Below are 19,662 nucleotides of genomic sequence, written 5' to 3'. Positions count from 1 at the left end.
TCACCTTTGGAGCGAAGACGGACGATATGCGCGAAGATCGACCAAATCCCCCCGCGATTCTCTTCCTCTGCCTCGGCAATATCTGCCGCTCCCCGCTCGCCGAAGGGGCCGCGCGCGCCGCCTTTGCCGCGGCCGGGATCGCTGCGAGGCTCGATTCGGCGGGCACCGGCGACTGGCACGTCGGCCGCCCGCCCGACCATCGCGCACAGGCCGAGGCGCGGCGGCGCGGTGCCGATATCTCGGACCTGCGCGCGCGCCAGCTTCGCCGCAGCGACTTTCATGATTTCGACCTCATCCTTGCCGCCGACGAGGCCAATCTGCGCGACGCCCGCGCGCTTCGTCCCATCGGCGCGACCGCCGAGCTCAGGCTGATGCTCGAACTGGTCGCCGGCCGCGAAGGGGAAAGCGTCACCGATCCCTATTATGGCGCCGATAACGGCTTCGCCGAAACATGGGACGATGTCAGCGCGGTCGCTGCCGCGCTCGTCGCCTCGTCGAGGGGATAGCGCGCGACCGGATGATAACGCGAGCCGCCGTGCCCCATCTCGCTTTCGTAGAGCGTGACATGGCCGAACGGAAAGGGTTCGCTGGCAAAGTCGCTGTTCAGCGCAAGGAAGGGCGCGACCGGGCCCGATCCGCGGTTGAGCCGCGCGAGCGTGATATGCGGCACGAAGGCCCGGGTTTCGGGCACGACGCCGACACGCGCGAGCAGCTGGTCGACCTTGCGATGCAGCGCGGCGAGCGGCGCGTGGGGTAGAGCCCCTGCCCAGACCATGTGCGGCCGGCCTTGCCGCTCGAACAGGCCGACCCCGGCGATCCGCGCCTCGATCGCGGGCGCGTACAGGCTGCCGAGCGCGGCGGCGATGTCCTCGGCACGATGATGATCGACCTCGCCGATGAAGCGCAGCGTCAGGTGGAGCTGCTCGTCATCCTGCCAGCGCGCGCCCGAAATGCCGTGCATCGCGGCGAGCAATTGTTGCCGGATCGGGCGCGGCGGGCGCAGGGCGACGAACAGGCGATGGGTCGACATGGCGGTGCCAGCATAGGGCGGCGCGCGACGGCTGCGAAGCCGAAACAGCGCGCATGTCCGGTTTCGCTTGAAACGAGCCGCGAATATCCCGATATTATCGCCACGGCCGGTATCGTCTGGCCGGTGATGGAGATGAAAATGGCTAATTGGAACGACCCCAATATGGCGGCGTCCGGCTTCCCAGGCAGCGCGAGCGCGATGGATCAGGCCGTCGATGCCGGCCTGCGGTCGTACATGCTGTCGGTTTACAACTATATGGCGTCGGGCGTTCTGCTGACCGGCGTCGTCGCGATGCTCTTCTCGCAGTGGGAAGGCGCGCCCGCGCTGCTGTTCGGCCCGGGACCGGTCAAGTGGGTGATCATGCTCGCCCCGCTCGCTTTCGTGATGGTGCTGAGCTTCGGCATCAACAAGCTTTCGACGGTCGCGGCGCAGGCGCTTTACTGGGCCTATGCGGCGGTAATGGGCGTGTCGATGGCGGCGATCTTCTTCGTCTTCACCAACACCTCGATCGCGCAGACCTTCTTCGCGACCGCCGCCGCCTTCCTCGGTCTCAGCCTCTATGGCTACACGACCAAGAAGGATCTGTCGGGTTTCGGCACCTTCCTGATCATGGGCCTCGTCGGCATCATCGTCGCGATGCTGCTCAACGCGTTCGTGTTCCAGTCGGGTGCCTTCGCCACGGCGATCAGCGTCGTCGGCGTGCTGCTGTTCGCGGGCCTGACCGCCTATGACACGCAGAAGATCAAGAGCATGTACTTCTATGTCCGCGGGACCGACTTCGTCGGCAAGTCGGTGGTGATGGGCGCGCTGACGCTCTACCTCGACTTCGTCAACATGTTCACCTTCCTGCTCAACCTTCTGGGCAACCGCGAATAAGCGGACAGACGGACATCGAAACGATAACGGGCCCGGCGGAGCGATCTGCCGGGCCTTTTTCTTGGGGGCGGGGCAGCGATGCGGTTTGCGGGAATGATCGTCGGCGCGGCGGTGATGCTGCTCTCTCCGGCGGCGGGCCAGGAGGTCAAACCGGCGCTTTGCCGCGTCGCATCGCCGGCGGACGGCGACCTCAAGGCCTATGCCGCTTCGTTCTTTCCGAGGGCGAGCAACGCCGACCTCGATGCACTCGCCGCCTGCCTCGGCGATCCCGATTCCGCGGTGCGCGACGGCTTCGCCTACACGCTCTGGTCCGAAGGTCTTCGCGGCAAGCAGCTTCGGGCTGACCAGATGCGCCATGCGCTCGGCCGGTTGACCGCGATGGCGACCGCGCCCGACGATCGCGCCGGGTTCGCGAAACCCTTCGCGATCCTGGCGCTATCGGAGGTCGCGCGCACCGACCGCATCGCTGCGTGGATGAGCGACGGTGAGGTCCACGCCCTCGCGGGCACCGCGGCCGCCTATCTACGCGGAGTCAGCGACTACCGCGGCTTCACCGCCGGCGAGGGGTGGCGGCACGGCGTGGCGCATGGTTCCGACCTCGCGCTCCAGCTCGCGCTCAATCCGCGGCTGACGCGTGCCGATGCCGAGTTGCTGCTCGGCGCGATAGCGGCGCAGGTCGCGCCGGCCGACTCGCCCTATTATCATCATGGCGAATCGGCCCGCCTCGCGCGGCCCGTGCTGTTTCTCGCCAGGCGCCCCGATATCGATGACGCGGCCTGGGCGGCATGGTTCAAGGCGCTGCATCCCGATACGAGTGCGCGCTGGACGGACGCCTATACGAACGATGCCGGCCTCGCGGCGGTTCACAACACAACCGCATTCGCGAACGCCATCTATGTCAGCGCGGCCGAGACGCAGGATCCGCAGATCAAGCGCCTTGCCCCGCTTGCGATCGCGTTGCTGAAGGCACTGCCCTAAGCGGGGCTTGCCGCCTGCATCTCGGCAATCAGCGCATTGTCGATCGCCTTCGCCGCCTTGTAGCCCGCGCGTTCGCGAAGGCCGGCGGCATAGGCTTCGAACGCCGGGCGCGACGGGATCGTCCCGAACTGCAGGCCCCAATCGACCTGGCTGCCGACATAGACGTCGGCCGCGGTGAAGAGGTCGCCCGCAACATAGGTCTTGCCCGCGACCGCGCTTTCAAGCGCGTCGAGCGCATGCTCCAGCGTACCGAAGCCTGCCGAACGCTGCTGGTCGGCGTCGGGCTCGATCCCGAAATGCTTGGCCGTGATTGCTTGTTCGACCGGCCCGGCGGCGAAGAACATCCAGCGATAATAATCGGCGCGGTCCGCGAGCGCCGGTGCAAGGCCCGCCGATGGAAAGGCATCGGCCAGATAGGCGCAGATCGCGGCGCATTCGGTGACGACCTTGCCGTTGTGGACTATCGCGGGAACCTTGCCCATCGGATTGATCGCCAGATAGGCCTCGTCCTTCATCGAGGTGCCGTAGCCGAGGATGTTCGTCTCATAGGGTGCCCCGACCTCTTCGAGCATCCAGCGGACGATCTGGCCGCGCGACATGGGATTGGTATAGAAAATCAGCTCTTCGGCCATGATGCGTCTCCCTTTGGGGCGTGCGAGTCGGGTAGGAACATATCAGGAACAATTTCGATGTTCCAGCGGGCTTGTTTTGTCACCGTTCGCGGTTAAGGCAAAGCGATGAGCGACGAACGCATCTGGACCGCCGCCGTGCTGGTGATCGGCGACGAGATTCTCTCGGGCCGCACGCAGGACAAGAATGTCGCGCAGATCGCGACCTGGCTCGACGTGCAGGGGATCAGGCTGCGCGAAGTGCGGATCGTGCCCGACGTCGAGCAGGAGATCGTCGACGCGCTGAACGCAATCCGCGCGCGTTACGACTATGTCTTCACCACCGGCGGGATCGGGCCGACGCACGACGACATCACGGTCGACGCGGTGGCGAAGGCGCTGGGCGTCGGGGTGATCATCCACCCCGCAGCGCGCGCGATCCTCGAACGTTACTATAACGGGCGCGGGATCGAGCTGACCGAGGCGCGGCTGCGCATGGCCCGCGTCCCCGAGGGCGCCGACCTGATCCCGAACCGCATGTCGGGCGCGCCGGGCATCCGCCTAGGAAATCTCTTCATCATGGCGGGCGTCCCCCACATCACCGCGGGGATGCTCGACGCGCTCACCGGCGAACTCGAAGGTGGCGCGCCGCTCGTCGCGCATACGATCGGGGCCTGGTCGCCCGAAAGCGAGGTCGCCGACCTGCTCCGTCAGGGCGAGAAGGACCATCCCGGCGTCGCCATCGGCAGCTATCCCTTCTTCCGTGACGGCCGGGTCGGCGCGAACTTCGTGATCCGATCGACTGACGGGGATGCGGTCGCCGCTTGCGTCGCGATGCTCACCGCTGGGCTCGAAGCGCTCGGCTATGCAGTGACCGACGGCGGAATTTGATCGGCCGGCTGCGCGCGCGGCAGGCGGCGCAGCATCACGATTGCCAATATTCCGAAGATCGCCGCCACCACGAAGGCCGCCCCGGGGAAATGCACCGGCGCGTCGTCCCCGGTGAAATGGGCCATCGTTCCCGTGAGCAGCGCCGGCGCGGCAAGCTGTCCCAGCCCCATCGCCATCGCCGAAATTCCCTGAACCTCGCCCTGCGTCTCCGGCGTCGCGCGGCGTGACATCATCGCCATCAGCGACGGCTGCACCGGTGCCTGCAAGGCAACCGGGATCAGCAGCAGGAAGGCGCCGAGCGTCGAGGTCGTGAAGGCATAACCGATATAGACCGCAACGGCGATCAGGATGCCGAGCGTGGCGGCATCGCGCTCTCCGAATCGCGCGACTGCGGGCCCGACGACGAAGGCCTGGCCGATCGCGATGGCAACCCCGACCGCAGCCAGGCTCGCACCGATCATCCCCGACGTCCAGCCGAGCTGTGCGATGCAACAAAAGCTCCACGTCATCGGATAGACGAGGCTCGCGATCTGCCACAGCACGAGGACGGTCGCGATTCCGCCCATACCAGGGAGGCCGCGCATGGTCTTGAGCGCACCCAGCGGATTGGCGCGGCGCCAGTCGAAGACGCGGCGGCGCTCGGGCGGCAGCGTCTCGGGGAAGATGATCAGGCCATAGAGCATATTTGCCGCCGCCAGACCCGCCGCCGCGACGAAGGGCGCGCGCGGGCTCATCTCGCCGAGCAAGCCGCCGATTGCCGGGCCGACGACGAAGCCGACTCCGAAGGCCGCGCCGACAAAGCCGAAGTTGCGCGCGCGGTCTTCGGGCTTGGTGATGTCGGCGATCGCCGCTTGCGCCGCCGCATAGCTGCCGCCAAATATCCCCGAAATAGCCCGCGCGACGAACAGCCAGGGCAGGGTGCCGACGACTGTCAGCAGCGTGTAATCGGCCGCCAGTCCGCCGAGCGAGAGCAGCAGCACGCGCCGCCGGCCGAAGCGGTCGGACAGATTACCGAGCACCGGCGAAGCGAGGAAGGTCGCGACCGCCATCACCAGTCCGATCCAGGCACCGATCTCGATCGCGTGCGGCAGATCGATCTTGCCGACCTCCATGACTAGCTGCGGCAGCACCGGCATGATGATGCCGAACCCGATTGCGTCGATGAAGATGGTAACGACGATGAACGGTATCGTGCGCGCGGGCGTCACTTGTTATTTCCCCCGACAGTCATTAGCGGCACCGATCCCCCTCCTGTGCGTTGGCGATAGATGAAACTCGAAATTTCCGCTTCCCTAAATTATCGCCTATCCGAACCCGTCGACCTGATGCTGCAGATCGAGGCGGCGGTTGGGCATGGCCAGCAAGTTGTCGAAAGCTCGCTCGACCTCGGAAATCCGGAATTTGTGTCGCGGGTCCCGGCGGTTGACGGGCTGTGCGAGCCAATCTGGCTGCGAGCCTCGGGCACGCTCCGCGCCGAGTATCGCGCGGCGGTCGTGGTCGACCGGCCGGCGGTCGACTTTCGCACGCTTCCGGAGGTCGCGCTGCATCGCCTGCCCTCGGCGGTCGTGCCCTATCTCAACGAATCGCGCTATTGCCCTTCGAACAAGTTCCACGCCTTTGTCGAGCGCCGTTTCGGCGAGCATGAGGGCGGCGCGAAGATCGCGCGGATGCGTGACTGGATCGAAAGCCGTTTCACCTATCTTCCCGGCACCAGCGACGCCGACACCGGCGCGCTCGACAGTTTCGTCGAGCGGCGCGGCGTTTGCCGCGACTATGCGCATGTGATGATCGCGCTCGCCCGCGCCGCGCATATCCCGGCGCGCATGGCGAGCGTCTACGCGCTCGGCGTCGATCCGCAGGATTTCCACGCGATCGCCGAAGTCTATCTCGACGGCGGCTGGTACATGGTCGATGCGACGGGCATGGCGCGGCCCGAAGGCACCGCGCGCATCTGCGTCGGCCGCGACGCCGCCGACGTGGCGTTTCTTACGGCGTACCGCGCGATCGAACTCGTCGAACAGCGGGTGTCGGTGAAGGAGCTTGTCGACGCCTAGGAAGCGGCTGGAGCGGGTGAAGGGAATCGAATAATCGCAAGAACCGAAGGGAAGCCTAGTCATTCAGTCCGATGCTAATTTGGAGGCCCCCTGAAAAGCCCCCGTAAGTACTGTACTTAAAAGTCCGGAGGTTCGATTCCGACCGTGGAGCTTGTTGAGCATGTTCGGCCGACGACTTCTCCTCTAATCGAAAAGATAACCCAGCGCTCTGAGAAGACCAACGACAAAGGAACCGCCCACCACACAGGTCGCGATCCAAAATTCGATCGCAAGCGCCCTGTCCCGCCATTTCCTCGCTTGCTTTGCCATATGCCGACAATGACACGACCGAATATTGTAGGAAACCCGCGTTCTTGTTCTGACGTACGAAATAGGAATTGGTGCCCGGCCCAGTCCCGAAAGGGATAGGGAGCCCAGAACCGGGCACCCATCGCGCTAGCCTGACGGCTTGCGGCGAATTCCATCATTTGGCTTCTGATTCAATATCGCGCGGAGGCATGCGTTGGTTGCAGGGGCTAACTTGGCGAACGACCGGATCGAATGGTGGCGCAAAATGGCGCTCCCAATTTTTTTCGGGCTGCGCTAATTTCTAACCACAGAACATCTGCAAACGGGGAGTCGCAGGATGCTTATCGCTTCAATTCTTTTGGCTGCAATGGCGCCAGCACCGGCCGGCAATGTCGACGCGACGCGAGCCGCCTTCACGAAATGCCTCCGCGAGCATCTCAAGAAGCAGCTTGAGGCCAAGGTGACGGAGGCGGAGTTTGAACTTTCCGTGAAGTCGGCGTGCGACACAGAACAATCGGCATTTAAGGCAGCGGTTACGGCGACCAACCGGGCGGGCGGCGATTCGCAAGCCGATGCCGAGGAAAATGCGCAGATGCAGATCGACGACTATCACGCGAACTTTACGGACAAGTTCAAGGACTACGCTTCGACCAATACCATGCCGGGCGAATGATAGTTCGGAGGAGGCAGCGCGTCAGTGACGTATTGGCGGCGCGCCTCCTTCGTCTATCAACAGTAAGAGCTCGCGAAGCTTAAAGCGCAAGCTGGCGAGCTCGAGCCCAACAGTAGCTTCGCGCCGCCCGGCGGCGATGAGCAGGTGACGCAGAAGTTCGTCCGAATGTCGCATCAGCGCGAGTAGGTGCGATCCACTAGGAGCGTGAGTTCCAGCGAGCCAATGCTTCACACATCGCTCGCTGGCGCCCGTCCATCGCATCAGCGTTTTGACCCCTCGATGGGTCTCTCCGACTTCCTCCGTGAGCGCGGCTGAAACCAGTTCCGCGAAGGTGATGTCGGCCTGTCGTTGCGGTAAACTCTTGCCCGTTTTCGGCAACATCTTACCTCTCCTCGCCGTCTATACTCACCCCGCGTTGCGTCATCGACTCGTAGGGATCGCATACGGCCGAACCCTGGGAGCCATCCTCTTTAGATTTGGGGCTGGTGAAGTGGCAGAATGGTCCGATCAGTTCCGAAAAGAAGGCGAAGCGCTGTCGCCGACGGTGCGCGCTGCCGAATATGTGCGGATGTCGACCGATCACCAGCGTTACTCCACCGAGAATCAAGGTGAGGCAATCCGCCGGTACGCTGAGACTCGCGGAATTGAGATCGTCAGAACCTATGCCGACGCCGGAAAAAGCGGATTGAGCATCGACGGCCGGGACGCTCTCAAAAAATTGATCGAGGATGTTCAGGCCGGGACAACCGATTTCACGATGGTTTTGGTCTATGATGTCAGTCGCTGGGGCCGGTTCCAGGACGCCGACGAGAGCGCCTACTACGAATATATCTGTAAACGGGCAGGGATCGCCGTCGAATATTGCGCGGAGCAGTTCGACAATGACGGCAGCCCGGTCTCGACGATCGTAAAGGGCGTCAAGCGCGCCATGGCTGGCGAGTATAGTCGCGAGCTATCGGCGAAGGTTTTCGCCGGTCAAGGCCGACTAATTGAAAAAGGGTTCCGCCAAGGCGGCGGCGCGGGTTTCGGGCTTCGGCGGACGCTTGTCGACGAACAGGGTCATGTGAAGGCCGTGCTGAGGCGTGGAGAGCACAAAAGCATTCAAACCGATCGCGTTATCCTCACTCTCGGCCCGAGCGAGGAAGTGGAGGTCGTTCGCGATGTCTATCGGGCCTTCGTTCATGAAGGGCAGACCGAGGCTCAAATCGCTGATGGGCTCAATCGGCGCGGAATCCGCACCGACCTCGATCGTCCTTGGACCCGAGGCACAGTTCATCAGGTGCTAATCAACGAGAAATATGTCGGCGACAATGTCTGGAACCGACAATCCTTCAAGCTCAAGAAGAAGCGCGTTCGAAACGATCCGGGCATCTGGATCCGGGCGGAGGGCGCCTTTGATGCGATCGTTGAGCGCGATCTGTTCGAAGCGGCGCGATCCATTATCGGGGCGCGCTCATTCCGACTCAGCGACGAAGAAATGCTCGGCGCACTTCGCGATCTTTACGAACGCCGGGGACTACTCTCCGGCCTCATCATCGACGAATCCGACGGAATGGCCTCAAGCAGTGCTTATGGGTCGCGGTTCGGGAGCCTGCTGCAAGCCTACAGCTTAGTGGGTTATCGGCCAGACCACGATTACCGCTATATTGAAATCAACCGAGCCCTTCGACGCCTGCACCCCGATGTGGTGAAAGATGTTCTGGAGGGTCTGGTCGAGATGGGTAGTGTCGTCGGCCAAGACGACAAAGGCGAGCGGCTTCTCGTCAACGGCGAGTTCAGCCTGTCCATAGTCATCGCCCGTTGCACGTCCACGCCGACTGGATTGCTGCGCTGGAAGCCTCGGTTCGACACCGCCCTTCTTCCGGACATCACGATCGTCGTCCGAATGGACCGGATGAACCGGAGACCGCTCGACTATTATCTGTTTCCTCGCATCGATCTCGCGGCGCGACGGCTACGGCTGGCGGAGGACAATGGATTGGGTCTCGATGCTTATCGTTTCGAGTGCCTCGATTATCTTTACCATATCGCTGCTCCGGTGCCGCTGGGCGAGGTCGCATGAGCGACGTTTCCCGCGCACAGCATATAGAGATGATCCCGTTATCACGGATCAATGTTCTCAACCCCCGCGGGCGCAACAAGCGGCAGCACCGAGAAATCGTCGACAATATCGAGGCGATCGGTTTGAAACGCCCGATCACGGTGAGCCGAAGGGCGGGAAGTGGCGGCCTCGTATATGACCTCGTGTGCGGCGAGGGGCGTCTAGAAGCATTCCAGATGCTCGGAGAGGAGGAGATACCTGCGGTGGTGATCGAGGCGACCGAGAGCGAGTGCCTTGTCATGAGCCTCGTCGAAAACATCGCGCGGCGGCATCACCGGCCAATCGATCTCATCCGCGAGGTTGGCGAACTCAGGAAGCGGGGACATACCGAGACAGCGATCGCGGAAAAAATCGGCGTGTCGGCATCTTGGGTAAATCTGGTTCTCAACTTGATCTCGCGTGGTGAGGAGCGACTTCTCTCGGCGGTAGAGACGGGGCTCATCCCTATTACTTTGGCGATCGAAATTTCACGCGCGGAATCGGACGAGGCGCAGCGAATATTGCTCGACGCATACGAAAAAGGCGATCTGCGAGGGAAGAAGCTGACGGCGGTTCGGCGATTGCTGGAAGCCAGACTGGAAGCCCGCAACAAGGGTTTGCCAGACGGCAGGCTTGGTCGCAAACGCACTTCGCGCCGGCTCACTGCCAGTCAGTTGATGGAAATTTACCAGCGCGAAGCGGAGAAGCAGCGACTGTTGGTCAAGAAATCCGAGTTCGCGCAGACCCGGCTCCTATTCGTCGTCGAAGCAATGAAGGAATTGCTGGCCGACGATGGGTTTCACACGATGCTACGCGCCGAGAGCCTCGACCAGGTTCCGCGCTGGCTTGAACTAAGGATGGCAGGTCATGCAGCCGATTGATGAAGGCCGGGTCCGCGCGGCATTCGACAGAGACTTTGTCACCGTACCGATCGCCGCGATCGTACCGCTTAAAAGCTTGCGGCAGGGCGCACTCGAAAGCGGGAAGTATGGGCAAATATTGAGTTCGATAAAAGCCATTGGCTTGGTCGAGGCACCAGCTGTCATCGCCGCGCCGGGAAACGATCAAAGATATTATCTTCTCGACGGCCATTTGCGGATCGAAGCCCTCAAACAGCTTGGCATAGAAGAAGTCGAATGCCTGCTCGCGACGGAAGAGGACACCTACACATACAACAAGCGTATCAGCCGCCTTCCGCCCGTTCAGGAGCACAGGATGATCGTGCGAGCGGTCGAACGAGGCGTCGCGCCGGCGCAAATAGCGGAAGCGCTCGGCCTTGAGGCTGACACGATCGTGAAGCGCTTCAGGCTGTTGGATGGAATTAGCCCCGACGTGGCGGAGAAGCTGAAAGAGACAAATTGTTCGATCAAGGTGTTCGATATTCTGAGGCGCATGTCTCCCATTCGCCAGATCGAAGCCGCCGATCTCATGGCTGGGCAGAACAATTTCAGTTCGGTTTTTGCAAGCGCTCTCCTCGCCGCGACGTCACCCGACCAATTGATCAAGCACAAGGGCAGGCCCGGACGAACCCCCACACCCGACGGGCAGCAAATAGCTCGAATGGAAAGGGAGCTTGCGGTCCTTCAGAGCCGTATTACGTCGGTTGAGGATAGCTACGGCATCGACAATCTTCATTTGACGCTCGCGCGCGGTTATCTCTCGAAGCTACTTGCCAATCCGAACGTGGCGCGCTGGCTAACGCTGCATCGCCAAGAATATCTCGTCGAATTCGAGCGCATAGCAGAGATAGAGACATTGGGCGTCGCTCCCGAGCCCCCCTCGCAGCTTCAACACCTAGCGCCTGTCTAAGATAAGGCCTTTGACGAGGGCGAGTGACGCAAGCGAAGAAATCGAAATTGATTGACGCAGCGTGCGCCCTCTGATTCAAGTTCGCGGAGGCCCGCCAGAGTTTCCTCTGACGGACCCCCGTTCGGAAGGCTTACAGCTTAGGGCGCTTGACCTTCTTCACGACATGGAGAGTCTCGACGACCGCACCCTTGGGGCGGCGTTGAGCCTCCTTGATCGTGATAAATTTGCCGGTTCCGGCATCACGACCAATTTTGCGCGTCTTGCTCATTGGATTTCTCCTTGCACAAGCCGAGCGGTTGGGCCGCCCTCCCCGAGACGCCGGACGCGCCTCGCCTCGAGAAGGAGCACCGGTTCCAAGGGGCTGTGACCCGCCGCGATAATTGCGCTAGGCCAACGGGGAGTCGAGTCCGTTAACTATTGGCACACCGTCCCGAAACGAGGCGGCAGAACTATCGCGCCGCCCGCCCGGAACGGGCGAGCGGCGCGCGATTTTTCGGCACTAAGGCTTAGGGACGGCGAACATCGCCGCCCCCTAGCTTTACGCGGCTTTGCGCTGCGGTTCTTCCTCGGTTTTTTGAATAGTTGCTTCGCTATCCTCGACCATGACATCGACCCCGCCGCGCTCGGTGTAGGCGGCGGCGGGAAACGCCATCCACCTCGGCACCCACCCTTCGACTTTGGCACGCCCATTGCTGCCGTCCAGATGATCGCGAACGATCGCCTTCAAGGTCGCGCTCTTCTCTCTGGCATTGGCGGCGGCAACCTCGTTCCCTCCGACCTCGGCGACAAGCGCGGTCAGCACCTCCTTGTCGCGAAGACCGGCGAAGAAGGCGTCGTCGGCGCCCCACCACGCCGCCATATCGATACCGATGGGGAGGCCGACCGCTTCAACTGCCGCGCTCCCGGCGACCAGCGTCTCACCCATGACGATAGCGATGACGTCCATTACCGCACGGTCGGGCAGGTCGAGCAGTCGCTGGAACAGGTCCGCGAGCGGCATCGGATTGCCGCCGGCCACGGTCGGTTCCTCGGCATCGAAACCGAGCAGCGCCAGCACGGCGCGCCGCTTCTCGTCGAACACCGCCTCGGCCCTGCTGACCTCGATGCTTTCGCGTACGTCGTCATCCTTGGCCGACTGCGGCTCGACCCGCACATTCCAGAGCGGCGACCCCGCAATCGCATGGGCAACCATCAAACGCAGAGCGACCGCTGGATGGCCGGTCAGTTCGGCGCGAACGGCGGCATGGCGATGCAGGTCGACATAGGTCTGCATCCGCGCGGTCAGTTCGGGACGCGAGGCTTTCGGCGCGGCCTCGATCTTCTCGCCCTTTTCGAGCCGCGCCGCTTCCTTGGCCGTCACGTAGCCCTCGTGGATATCGACCTCGCCGCTATCGCGAACCTCGATATAGATGCGCCCGCCCTTGCGCTTCGCCGCGGGGCGATGTTCCCATTCGCGAAAATAATCGCCCTTGGGCAGGACGACGACCTCGTTCCACCCCGCGTCCAGAAAGCGCGCCCGCCGTTCCTCGACGGCGGCAAGCTGCGCGGTCCAGAAAGCATCGCTGTCCGCGAAATAGCGCTCATCCCCGAACAGGTCGGCAATGATCGCGAGGCCGCTCGCCTCGATGTCGAACAGGGAGTGGGCCACACTGATCGCGCCGCCCCCGAACAGCCAGTTCTTGAGCTGCTGGCCCTGCGGGCAATAGGCATCCGCGTCATCGAACAGCGCCAGCCACGCACGCTGCTGTGATTTGGCGGCCATCGTCAGGTGCCGGACCGTGCCGGCGCTGATCTTCTCCTTGGCATAGAGCGAGCGAATGCGCGGCAGCAGATTGCCGAGCGCGAGGATGCGTTTCACCATTGCCTCGGGCATTCCGAACGTGTCGGAAATATCGGCGATGCTCCGGCCCTCGCGAACCAGCCGCGTATAGGTGACCCATTGCGTCACCTCGTCGGCATCGCGCCGCGCGACATTCTCGATCAACGAGGCTTCGAGCGCGGCGGCATTGTCGCCTTCTTCGAGGATCGCGCAGGGCAGCGGATCGGCTTCCCCCCTTTCACCCGCGATGATGGTCGCCGCCGTGAAGCGACGCGCGCCCGCCACGATCTCGAACGCACCTTCGGCGCAGTTCGGCCGGACGATCAGCGGAACGAGAACACCGCGCGCGCGAACGGTCGGCAGAATATCCGCCACATCGGGCGCCTTCTTGGCGTAACGCATGTTGGTCTTGCTGATCGACAGCTTGCCAAGGTCGATAAAGTCGAGTTTCATTGTCTTCACCTTTCTTCGTGGAAGGTGCCGGTCCGTCGAGTTTCGCGATTGGGCGGACCGGCTTAGGTTCGGCGGCGAGACGCGCCGCCCGCGTCTGCCTCAGCCCTTGGGCTTCGGAAGCTCGTCGCCACGCGCGGCACGGCGGAAATTCTGTTCGGCGGTGATGATCGATCCCGCGCGCCGTGCCGCGCCCGTCCAGCCCGACAACGGAACCTCGGATACAAAGCCCAGATCGCGCTCGATGCCCAGACCGAAGGGCAGCCGCACCGACGCGAGTTCGGACAGGCTGAACGAACCGAGTTCGGGACAGCCGAACCCAAGATCGGCCAACCCGAACAGCGTATCGCCATCCTCGCCCAATTCGGTCGCGAGCCACGTCGCCGCACCGACCGGCGAGAAGAGTTTGGCAACCGGTACGAAATCCGGCTCCACCGCACCCGCCATCACGGCAGCACGTCGCGCCTCGTCATTCGCGCGCAAGGCGTCATGAAGTTCAGCGGACAGTAGCTTGCCCCCATCGCGGCGTTCTTTGGTCTTTCCCATGTCATCCTCCATTCCCGCCCCCTAACCATCAGGCCCCCGGCGGAGCGGGGGTGGGCGGCGAGAACGACCTGCCGGGCGCGGCCAGGAAGGCGGCACGCACCCGGAGGGCTGAAACGAAGAGGAGGAGCCGCGTAGCGGCTTGCGGGACGCCGGGACGCGCCCAGAGGGGAGAGCCGGCCAACCCAGCGACAGACGGGAGGCCGATCGATAACGCCGCCGCGTCCGCGCGGCGGCGACATGCTCGTCAGCGATGAAGACTTATCCGCCGACTCGGCGGATCAATGGAACAAACGCGCTCTCGGACCGGCCGCAGGCGGTGAGGCGTGCGTGCGCAGATGTGCTTAGCCGCCCCACCGCCAAGATAGCCGTACCGAGTGCGCAGCGCGGTCAGGACAGACGCGCGATCCCTGTTGGCGCCTGCCGCCGGCAGCGAGCGCCCACCAGTATCCGCGCACAAATTGGGGGCGTCGCGGGGGCGGCCAGCCCCTGCGGAAGGGGTGCGGACGGACCTTAGGCCGGCCGTCAGGGGAAGGCCTTCCCCGCTTTTGAGTTCGGTCGGCCAGCGATCTCGACGACCAGGAGGCACAACCGAGCCAAGTTGATAGCCTAGTTATGCCCTATCAAGAACCGACGCGCATAATCCCGCGACCACTCACTGCCGCGTGTGCGGCCAGCTTCGACCCGTCGCTGGTCAACCGCCGTTTTTCATTTCTCGGAACAGCGACGCCACTGCAAATGGCGATAGCCCGCGCCACTGCTGTCGCTGCAGCAATCGAACTTACGAAAGGGGCAGCAATCCCAATGCCCTCAAATTCGGCAGCTCCGCATCCATCCAGCCCGAGTAGCTGCTTATAGTCGCGTGGTGCACCCGAGCTTGGAGGCACTTGCTCAGGGAAGTGGGCCGACACCGAATAACCGGAATCAAACACCGTCACACGAAAAACATCAAAATCCGTATGCGCGCGGCCGAGGCCGGCATCGATGACTATCTCGAAGCCGCAACCGTCGATGAATTTTCTCGCACCAACAGAATCAAAACCGCAGAGCGCCATCGTGGGTTCGTCTTCTTGCACGCGCTGATACGAATCCAGCAACCGATCTACGCGGCGAACGTCGAAGCCTTTTCGTTTGGCCCAATCCTCGGCGAGCGCGGTTTTGTATGCGCCATATTCGCCCGATTGGACGAGCACAGAAGTTCCCCAATTCTCGGCGCTTATCCGGTCTGCATCCTGCAGCACTAGCTTGATTGCTCGCGGATCTGGATAGGGAAGCGCCGAAAGCGACCACATGAACGCTTGGCCAAGATTGCCGAGACCCAGCAGCCACAGCGCACCGGGAAGATAAACCGTTGCGAAGGGCGGGGGCTCTGTTGCAGCGCTCTGCGGCCAGAGATCAAACTCCGAAACATCCGGGCAAGGGGAATTCCGCAGCCGCGCGAACGCTTGTGCTACGGCCGCCGCGCCTGCCACAATGCCGGCGAGAGGATTGTCTGAGTTTCTCGAAATCCTGGGCTCCGACGCTGCCCCGCCTTTCCAGCCGTCCCACCAGGCATAGATTCCCGATGGTCCGCCCACCGCATTCCCGACGATGACCCGGACAGACGCTTCGCCCGCGATTTTAGATGCTCCCAACCGATCGGCCGCCTCGCGCAGCGATGTGCGACCTACCGGCAGTGCGGAGAGTAAAGGTACGTCGTCGTCAATCCGGACCGCGACGCCGCCGACGAACGTCTTTTTACCGATTGCCACGGCTGTGAGAATCGCATTGTGACCAGCGATACAGTGGGCACCATCACCGACGACGATTTCAAGGGTCATGGCTCGAAGGCGTGCCTCGGCTTCCACGTCACTGATGCCCTCGGCGTCGATCAGCATCTTTGCAATTCGGGATAGTTCGGGTGTCATGACCACAGATATGTGCCTACGTGGAAGGGAGGAAACAGGCGGTCGCTTTCGTCACGCCAGCGACGGTTGCCGAGGTAGCGATGGACCCCGATGCGGCCTGGGAGGTTCGAGCCTTCGGCAAAATCGGGCAGGATCAACGCCAAATGGTTCGCTTCTGCGATGATCGGGTTCGCCTTGTCGGAGGGGCTCTGGCGGAAGCTTCCCGGATGGACATGGACGTCGGCAACGACGGTCATCCCCTCGTCTCGACAAATTTTCCAGAGGGCGCCAAGCCGTCGGCCGTCGATCAGTACGATGCCGCTATCGAGGGCACCCGGATCGACGTCATCGTAGAAAATAAACTGCCGGATGGTCGACGGAGCACCTGCTTCCCCGAGAAGAAACGCCCCGCTTTCGCGTCGGCCGCCGTTTGTCCGACGGCGAAGCTCCATCGCTCCGGCATCCCACACTCTGCGGTCACAGATCAGCTCAGGCCGCTGCCCGAGCAGCGACCTTGCGACCGTTGCTAACCAATATGCCATGGAGATCCTCGAAGATGAACGTGAGGTCGCGATCCTTGCGCCACGCGAGGTGGGGCTTGGCGACGGCGTTGTTGTTGTGCGGTCCGGTATGACGGTCCCACGGCCGATAAACGGTGCCTGATCCCCAATCCTTGAAAGTTTCGGTGACCCGGTTTCCGCCCTTCGGCCGCTCTCCGGCGAGCGGCTTGCGGTCCTCTTCAAGGTTCCAGAGTTTCACCTCGGGGGCGAGGCCCGGGTAGTTCGTCAGATCGGCCCGGAAACCATATTCAGTCGCGGTACCGTCGAGATCGATGGCCGACACCTTGAAGTCGAGGCGGGGGTAGACGAAGTCCACCACCCGCCAACGACCCTCGTCACAGCCGGCCCGAAAGCCCTCGGTTGCTAGGTCGCCTTCAATCAGGGTGAGAGCAGGGTTTTCCACGCTCAGGCGTTCCCGTTGGCGATGTCGCCGCGCACCAGATCAAGGGTCAGTGCGGAAGCGCCATGCGCGAGCGAGGCCAAGGTTTTCGAACCCTGCAACTCGTCTGTCGTGCCCGAGACGACGAGTTCGATCTCGGTTGCAATGGCGTCGTCGATCAAGAAGGCCGTAATAGCCCATGCGAGCACGTCGGAGACCTTCGCGCCGCGCGGGAAGGAATTGGTCTTGCTCGCCGCCTGATAGTTGACGGTCACCGAGATTGTGGAATTCCCGTTCCCGTTCCCGTTCCCGTTCCCGTTCCCGTTCCCGTTGCCGTTGCCGTTGCCGTTGCCAGCCACCTGTTTACTCCTTCATTGCCGCCGTGATCGCACGGAAAAGCTTGACCGCGGCGAATCGTGGACTAGAATCGGGAAAAGGTCCCGATGCGGACAATATGATATTGGACTGTTAACTACGTCAAGTACAAATATGGACTGAAGGAGCAAATATGTCGGCTGACACGCTGCCCGGCGCTCGAACGAGCTCGCGGGCTTCATCGATTCCAGCTGAATTAGAAGCATTTTTTGAGATGGCGCAGCGATGGGATCTATCGATCGAGCAACAGATCATCCTGCTTGGATCGCCAGGACGATCGACGTTCTTCAAGTGGAAGAAAGAGGGCGGCAGCTTGCCAAGAGACACCGGCGAACGTCTCTCCCACTTGCTCGCGATATGGAAAGCACTGCGAATTTTGTTCACGGACGATCAGCGCGGCGAAGAGTGGATGTTACGTTCGAACGAATATTTCGATGGCAAGTCCGCACTGGAGATAATGCTGCGTGGTGGCATGGCCGACATCCTCGCGGTGCGGCAGTATCTTGATGCGCAGCGGGGTGGCTAAGTGAAGGAATATCCGTTCAACGGCTTTGGTTATCGCCTGATTCCGTCGCGGTTTCCTTCGGTCGAGGTCTATCGAGGTCTGGTCGCAAACGACCGCTTCGAAGCTCTTTACGAATCCGAGGCGCGGACCAATCCCCGGTTGCTTTCAAAGGAGCAACTGCTGGCCAGCTTTGGCGGCGAAGGGTCACCGCGACTGCAGAACTGGAACCACGCGCCCTTCCGTTACATCAATCCCGAGGGGTCGCGGTTCTTTCCGAGCACACTGCCGGCGCTCGAGTTGGCCAGTGACCCGCAGACGGCGCTAGCTCGCGCCGTGCGTCGGCGGGAAATTTTTCTCGGGCGGACAAACGAGCCGCCCATTGGCATCGACATGCGCATGCTGAAGACGCCGGTCGCGGGTACGTTTGCGGACCTTACGGGTCTTCCCATCGGCATCAGCGACGACGATTGCCGAGAGGAGGGAGAAAGGATCCCCTCAGGACTGGCAGGTGTGGCATTCCTTGCGCCAGAACGGCCTCTAGGACTTTGCCTTTCGGTGACGGACAATGCGTGCCTTGGTACAAGCATGCAGACAGCACATTATCGCTTCGAATGGGACGGGAGACGCATCTCAAGAATATATGCCTTCACGGAGAAGGGCGAAGAATGGGATCCATCTATCCTCTTCGGAGAGGATCAGGTCATCGCGGCTTAGCATACTAATATTGACACCATTCACTCTTCCATCTGCGCTGGGATTCAGCACGACAAGTACGTTTCGCTGGGATAGTCGCCCAAGCCGCTAAAAGGGGCTCGAAGCGATGCCTATAGCTTCAAGGAAGTGCTTCAAAAATTCGCTGGTGCCCATGCACCATCTCGCGAAGCCGAGCGGGCTGCAGCACTTCGACCGACTTGCCCCATGAATAGAGGTGCCAGCACATTTCGAGATGTCCCGAGGCCTTAAAGCGCACGAGCAAGGAACCATCGGCCTCTTCCTCGACACTCTGCGTAGGGTGGAACACGAACCGCCGGGCATGGGGTGCCGCTTCGGGCGAGAAGCGCCAAATGACATCGCCATGTTCGGCAGCATTCTCGAACGAGCCAAAGCCTTTTTTTGAATGTTCGAGGATATTGAAGCCGGGATCGATCTCGAAGCTCGTGTCGAGCACCTCGGCCGAGTAGATCTCCTCGACCCGGTAATGGCGCAGCGGCGCCGTCGCCGGCTTGGCCGTGTCGCGCGCGACGAGGTAGCGGCGCACACCGAGCAAAAGGCCGTGCGGGGCGACAACACGTTCGGTAGGTTTGTCCTGCGTCCGACGCCGATACGAGATGCGGAGCAGGAAGGGCCCCTTAAGGCTCTCCGATATCGCGCTGTCGACCTCGCTCGTCCCGGCTGGCCTCGGCCCGGGCCGAGCGGCATATCCCAGCGCTTCGAGCAGCGCTTCCTCATCGACGGCCAGCCTTGTACCGGCATGAGCGGGAATCAGTGCTCTCACCTTCCGTTCCATCTGGCGCAAGGTCGCAGCCTCGGTCGCCATGCCAGCCGCATCGAGCTGGCGTATTGCCGTCGTCATCACCGCCAGTTCCTCGGCCGACGGCAATAGCAGGGGCGCTACCGCGCGGGCAGGGATGCGCCATCGCCGCTTGCGATCGTCACCGTCTTCCGGCTCGGTCTGTGGAAAGGCCGTTTCAAGGGCGGCTGTCATGCGCTGCGCCGATCGGTGGACGCAGCCGAACTCCTCGACAATCTCTTCGAGTGACACCCCGCTGCGGCGCGTCGCCATCATCGCGAGCTTGAGAAGGTCCTGGGCCTTTGCAAACGACATTCGATTCTCCATGACAGCTTTTGTCGTCCCGAC

Annotated in this window: 23 protein-coding genes; 11 read left to right on the top strand and 12 right to left on the bottom strand. The window is 62.4% G+C overall.

Translation table 11 applies throughout. The annotated features are described in order from the left end of the window. The first annotated feature begins 26 nt into the window (after positions 1–26). Positions 27–506: a low molecular weight protein-tyrosine-phosphatase gene (locus ATE64_RS03685; RefSeq protein ID WP_058455927.1), complete on the top strand. Its 480-nt coding sequence runs from the start codon at positions 27–29 to the stop codon at positions 504–506. Here ATE64_RS03685 and thpR read toward each other — a convergent pair. After that, positions 422–1,030: an RNA 2',3'-cyclic phosphodiesterase gene (gene thpR / locus ATE64_RS03680; protein WP_058455928.1), complete on the bottom strand. Its 609-nt coding sequence runs from the start codon at positions 1,028–1,030 to the stop codon at positions 422–424. The genes ATE64_RS03685 and thpR overlap by 85 nt on opposite strands. Before the next feature lie 138 nt (positions 1,031–1,168). Between thpR and ATE64_RS03675 the strand changes: the two genes are divergently transcribed. Both ATE64_RS03675 and ATE64_RS03670 read left to right on the top strand, forming a co-directional pair. Then, positions 1,169–1,906, top strand: a complete 738-nt coding sequence (locus ATE64_RS03675) for a Bax inhibitor-1/YccA family protein (RefSeq protein WP_058456034.1) — start codon at positions 1,169–1,171, stop codon at positions 1,904–1,906. A 78-nt stretch (positions 1,907–1,984) separates the two neighbouring features. Continuing rightward, the gene (locus ATE64_RS03670) at positions 1,985–2,884 is read left to right on the top strand and encodes a DUF2785 domain-containing protein (protein WP_058455929.1); all 900 of its coding nucleotides are present in this window, start codon (positions 1,985–1,987) and stop codon (positions 2,882–2,884) included. Here ATE64_RS03670 and ATE64_RS03665 read toward each other — a convergent pair. Further along, positions 2,881–3,516: a glutathione S-transferase family protein gene (locus ATE64_RS03665; RefSeq protein ID WP_058455930.1), complete on the bottom strand. Its 636-nt coding sequence runs from the start codon at positions 3,514–3,516 to the stop codon at positions 2,881–2,883. The genes ATE64_RS03670 and ATE64_RS03665 overlap by 4 nt on opposite strands. A 105-nt stretch (positions 3,517–3,621) precedes the next feature. Between ATE64_RS03665 and ATE64_RS03660 the strand changes: the two genes are divergently transcribed. Beyond that, positions 3,622–4,383 (top strand): competence/damage-inducible protein A, encoded by a 762-nt coding sequence (locus ATE64_RS03660; protein ID WP_058455931.1) that lies wholly within the window; start codon positions 3,622–3,624, stop codon positions 4,381–4,383. On the opposite strand, the gene ATE64_RS03655 is transcribed toward ATE64_RS03660, so the two are convergent. Then, positions 4,356–5,591, bottom strand: coding sequence for an MFS transporter (locus ATE64_RS03655; protein ID WP_058455932.1), 1,236 nt, complete (start codon positions 5,589–5,591; stop codon positions 4,356–4,358). The two genes, ATE64_RS03660 and ATE64_RS03655, sit on opposite strands and share 28 nt — an antisense overlap. A gap of 60 nt (positions 5,592–5,651) precedes the next feature. On the opposite strand from ATE64_RS03655, the gene ATE64_RS03650 reads away from it, so the two are divergent. Continuing rightward, the gene (locus ATE64_RS03650) at positions 5,652–6,437 is read left to right on the top strand and encodes a transglutaminase family protein (protein ID WP_058455933.1); all 786 of its coding nucleotides are present in this window, start codon (positions 5,652–5,654) and stop codon (positions 6,435–6,437) included. Positions 6,438–7,062: 625 nt separating this feature from the next. Next, on the top strand, positions 7,063–7,398 hold the full coding sequence (locus ATE64_RS03645; protein WP_058455934.1) for a hypothetical protein: 336 nt from the start codon (positions 7,063–7,065) through the stop codon (positions 7,396–7,398). Between the two features lie 21 nt (positions 7,399–7,419). Here ATE64_RS03645 and ATE64_RS03640 read toward each other — a convergent pair whose 3' ends face one another. Then, positions 7,420–7,779 (bottom strand): hypothetical protein, encoded by a 360-nt coding sequence (locus ATE64_RS03640; RefSeq protein WP_058455935.1) that lies wholly within the window; start codon positions 7,777–7,779, stop codon positions 7,420–7,422. A gap of 163 nt (positions 7,780–7,942) precedes the next feature. Here ATE64_RS03640 and ATE64_RS03635 point away from each other — a divergent pair, with 163 nt between their 5' ends. Genes ATE64_RS03635 through ATE64_RS03625 form a run of 3 tightly spaced genes read left to right on the top strand, consistent with a single transcriptional unit; the run spans position 7,943 to position 11,287 of the window. Beyond that, positions 7,943–9,460, top strand: coding sequence for a recombinase family protein (locus tag ATE64_RS03635; RefSeq protein ID WP_331458588.1), 1,518 nt, complete (start codon positions 7,943–7,945; stop codon positions 9,458–9,460). Beyond that, a complete protein-coding gene (locus ATE64_RS03630; RefSeq protein ID WP_197410131.1) occupies positions 9,457–10,359 on the top strand; it encodes a plasmid partitioning protein RepB C-terminal domain-containing protein in 903 nt (300 codons plus the stop codon). Before ATE64_RS03635 ends, ATE64_RS03630 begins: the two co-directional genes overlap by 4 nt. Continuing rightward, the gene (locus ATE64_RS03625; protein ID WP_058455936.1) at positions 10,346–11,287 is read left to right on the top strand and encodes a plasmid partitioning protein RepB C-terminal domain-containing protein; all 942 of its coding nucleotides are present in this window, start codon (positions 10,346–10,348) and stop codon (positions 11,285–11,287) included. The genes ATE64_RS03630 and ATE64_RS03625 overlap by 14 nt, the downstream gene beginning before the upstream one ends. A 130-nt stretch (positions 11,288–11,417) precedes the next feature. Here the strand turns inward: ATE64_RS03625 and ATE64_RS21945 are convergent, their stop codons facing one another. The 7 genes from ATE64_RS21945 to ATE64_RS03595 form a co-directional block, all read right to left on the bottom strand. Continuing rightward, positions 11,418–11,555, bottom strand: a complete 138-nt coding sequence (locus tag ATE64_RS21945) for a hypothetical protein (protein ID WP_167541740.1) — start codon at positions 11,553–11,555, stop codon at positions 11,418–11,420. 270 nt (positions 11,556–11,825) lie between these two features. Next, positions 11,826–13,559 carry a ParB/RepB/Spo0J family partition protein gene (locus ATE64_RS03620; RefSeq protein ID WP_058455937.1) on the bottom strand — a complete coding sequence of 578 codons (1,734 nt, stop codon included), beginning with the start codon at positions 13,557–13,559 and terminating at the stop codon, positions 11,826–11,828. 99 nt (positions 13,560–13,658) lie between these two features. Beyond that, positions 13,659–14,102 carry a DUF2958 domain-containing protein gene (locus ATE64_RS03615; RefSeq protein ID WP_058455938.1) on the bottom strand — a complete coding sequence of 148 codons (444 nt, stop codon included), beginning with the start codon at positions 14,100–14,102 and terminating at the stop codon, positions 13,659–13,661. A gap of 620 nt (positions 14,103–14,722) precedes the next feature. Beyond that, positions 14,723–15,976, bottom strand: a complete 1,254-nt coding sequence (locus tag ATE64_RS21480) for a hypothetical protein (RefSeq protein WP_156416464.1) — start codon at positions 15,974–15,976, stop codon at positions 14,723–14,725. A gap of 26 nt (positions 15,977–16,002) precedes the next feature. Beyond that, positions 16,003–16,437 carry a hypothetical protein gene (locus ATE64_RS03605; protein ID WP_058455940.1) on the bottom strand — a complete coding sequence of 145 codons (435 nt, stop codon included), beginning with the start codon at positions 16,435–16,437 and terminating at the stop codon, positions 16,003–16,005. 37 nt (positions 16,438–16,474) lie between these two features. Next, positions 16,475–16,948 carry a hypothetical protein gene (locus ATE64_RS03600; RefSeq protein WP_156416463.1) on the bottom strand — a complete coding sequence of 158 codons (474 nt, stop codon included), beginning with the start codon at positions 16,946–16,948 and terminating at the stop codon, positions 16,475–16,477. A gap of 2 nt (positions 16,949–16,950) precedes the next feature. Continuing rightward, complete coding sequence (locus ATE64_RS03595) at positions 16,951–17,283, bottom strand: hypothetical protein (RefSeq protein ID WP_058455942.1); 333 nt, start codon at positions 17,281–17,283, stop codon at positions 16,951–16,953. Between the two features lie 149 nt (positions 17,284–17,432). On the opposite strand from ATE64_RS03595, the gene ATE64_RS03590 reads away from it, so the two are divergent. Both ATE64_RS03590 and ATE64_RS03585 read left to right on the top strand, forming a co-directional pair. After that, positions 17,433–17,825 (top strand): antitoxin Xre/MbcA/ParS toxin-binding domain-containing protein, encoded by a 393-nt coding sequence (locus ATE64_RS03590; protein ID WP_058455943.1) that lies wholly within the window; start codon positions 17,433–17,435, stop codon positions 17,823–17,825. Continuing rightward, positions 17,826–18,518 carry an RES family NAD+ phosphorylase gene (locus tag ATE64_RS03585; RefSeq protein WP_058455944.1) on the top strand — a complete coding sequence of 231 codons (693 nt, stop codon included), beginning with the start codon at positions 17,826–17,828 and terminating at the stop codon, positions 18,516–18,518. Between the two features lie 118 nt (positions 18,519–18,636). Here the strand turns inward: ATE64_RS03585 and ATE64_RS03580 are convergent, their stop codons facing one another. Beyond that, a complete protein-coding gene (locus ATE64_RS03580; protein ID WP_058455945.1) occupies positions 18,637–19,629 on the bottom strand; it encodes a WYL domain-containing protein in 993 nt (330 codons plus the stop codon). Positions 19,630–19,662: the final 33 nt, after the last annotated feature.

The sequence above is a fragment of the Sphingopyxis sp. H073 genome (assembly GCF_001468395.1).
In the GTDB taxonomy this organism is placed as follows: domain Bacteria; phylum Pseudomonadota; class Alphaproteobacteria; order Sphingomonadales; family Sphingomonadaceae; genus Sphingopyxis.
This window is presented reverse-complemented; position numbering and strand designations above follow the sequence as displayed.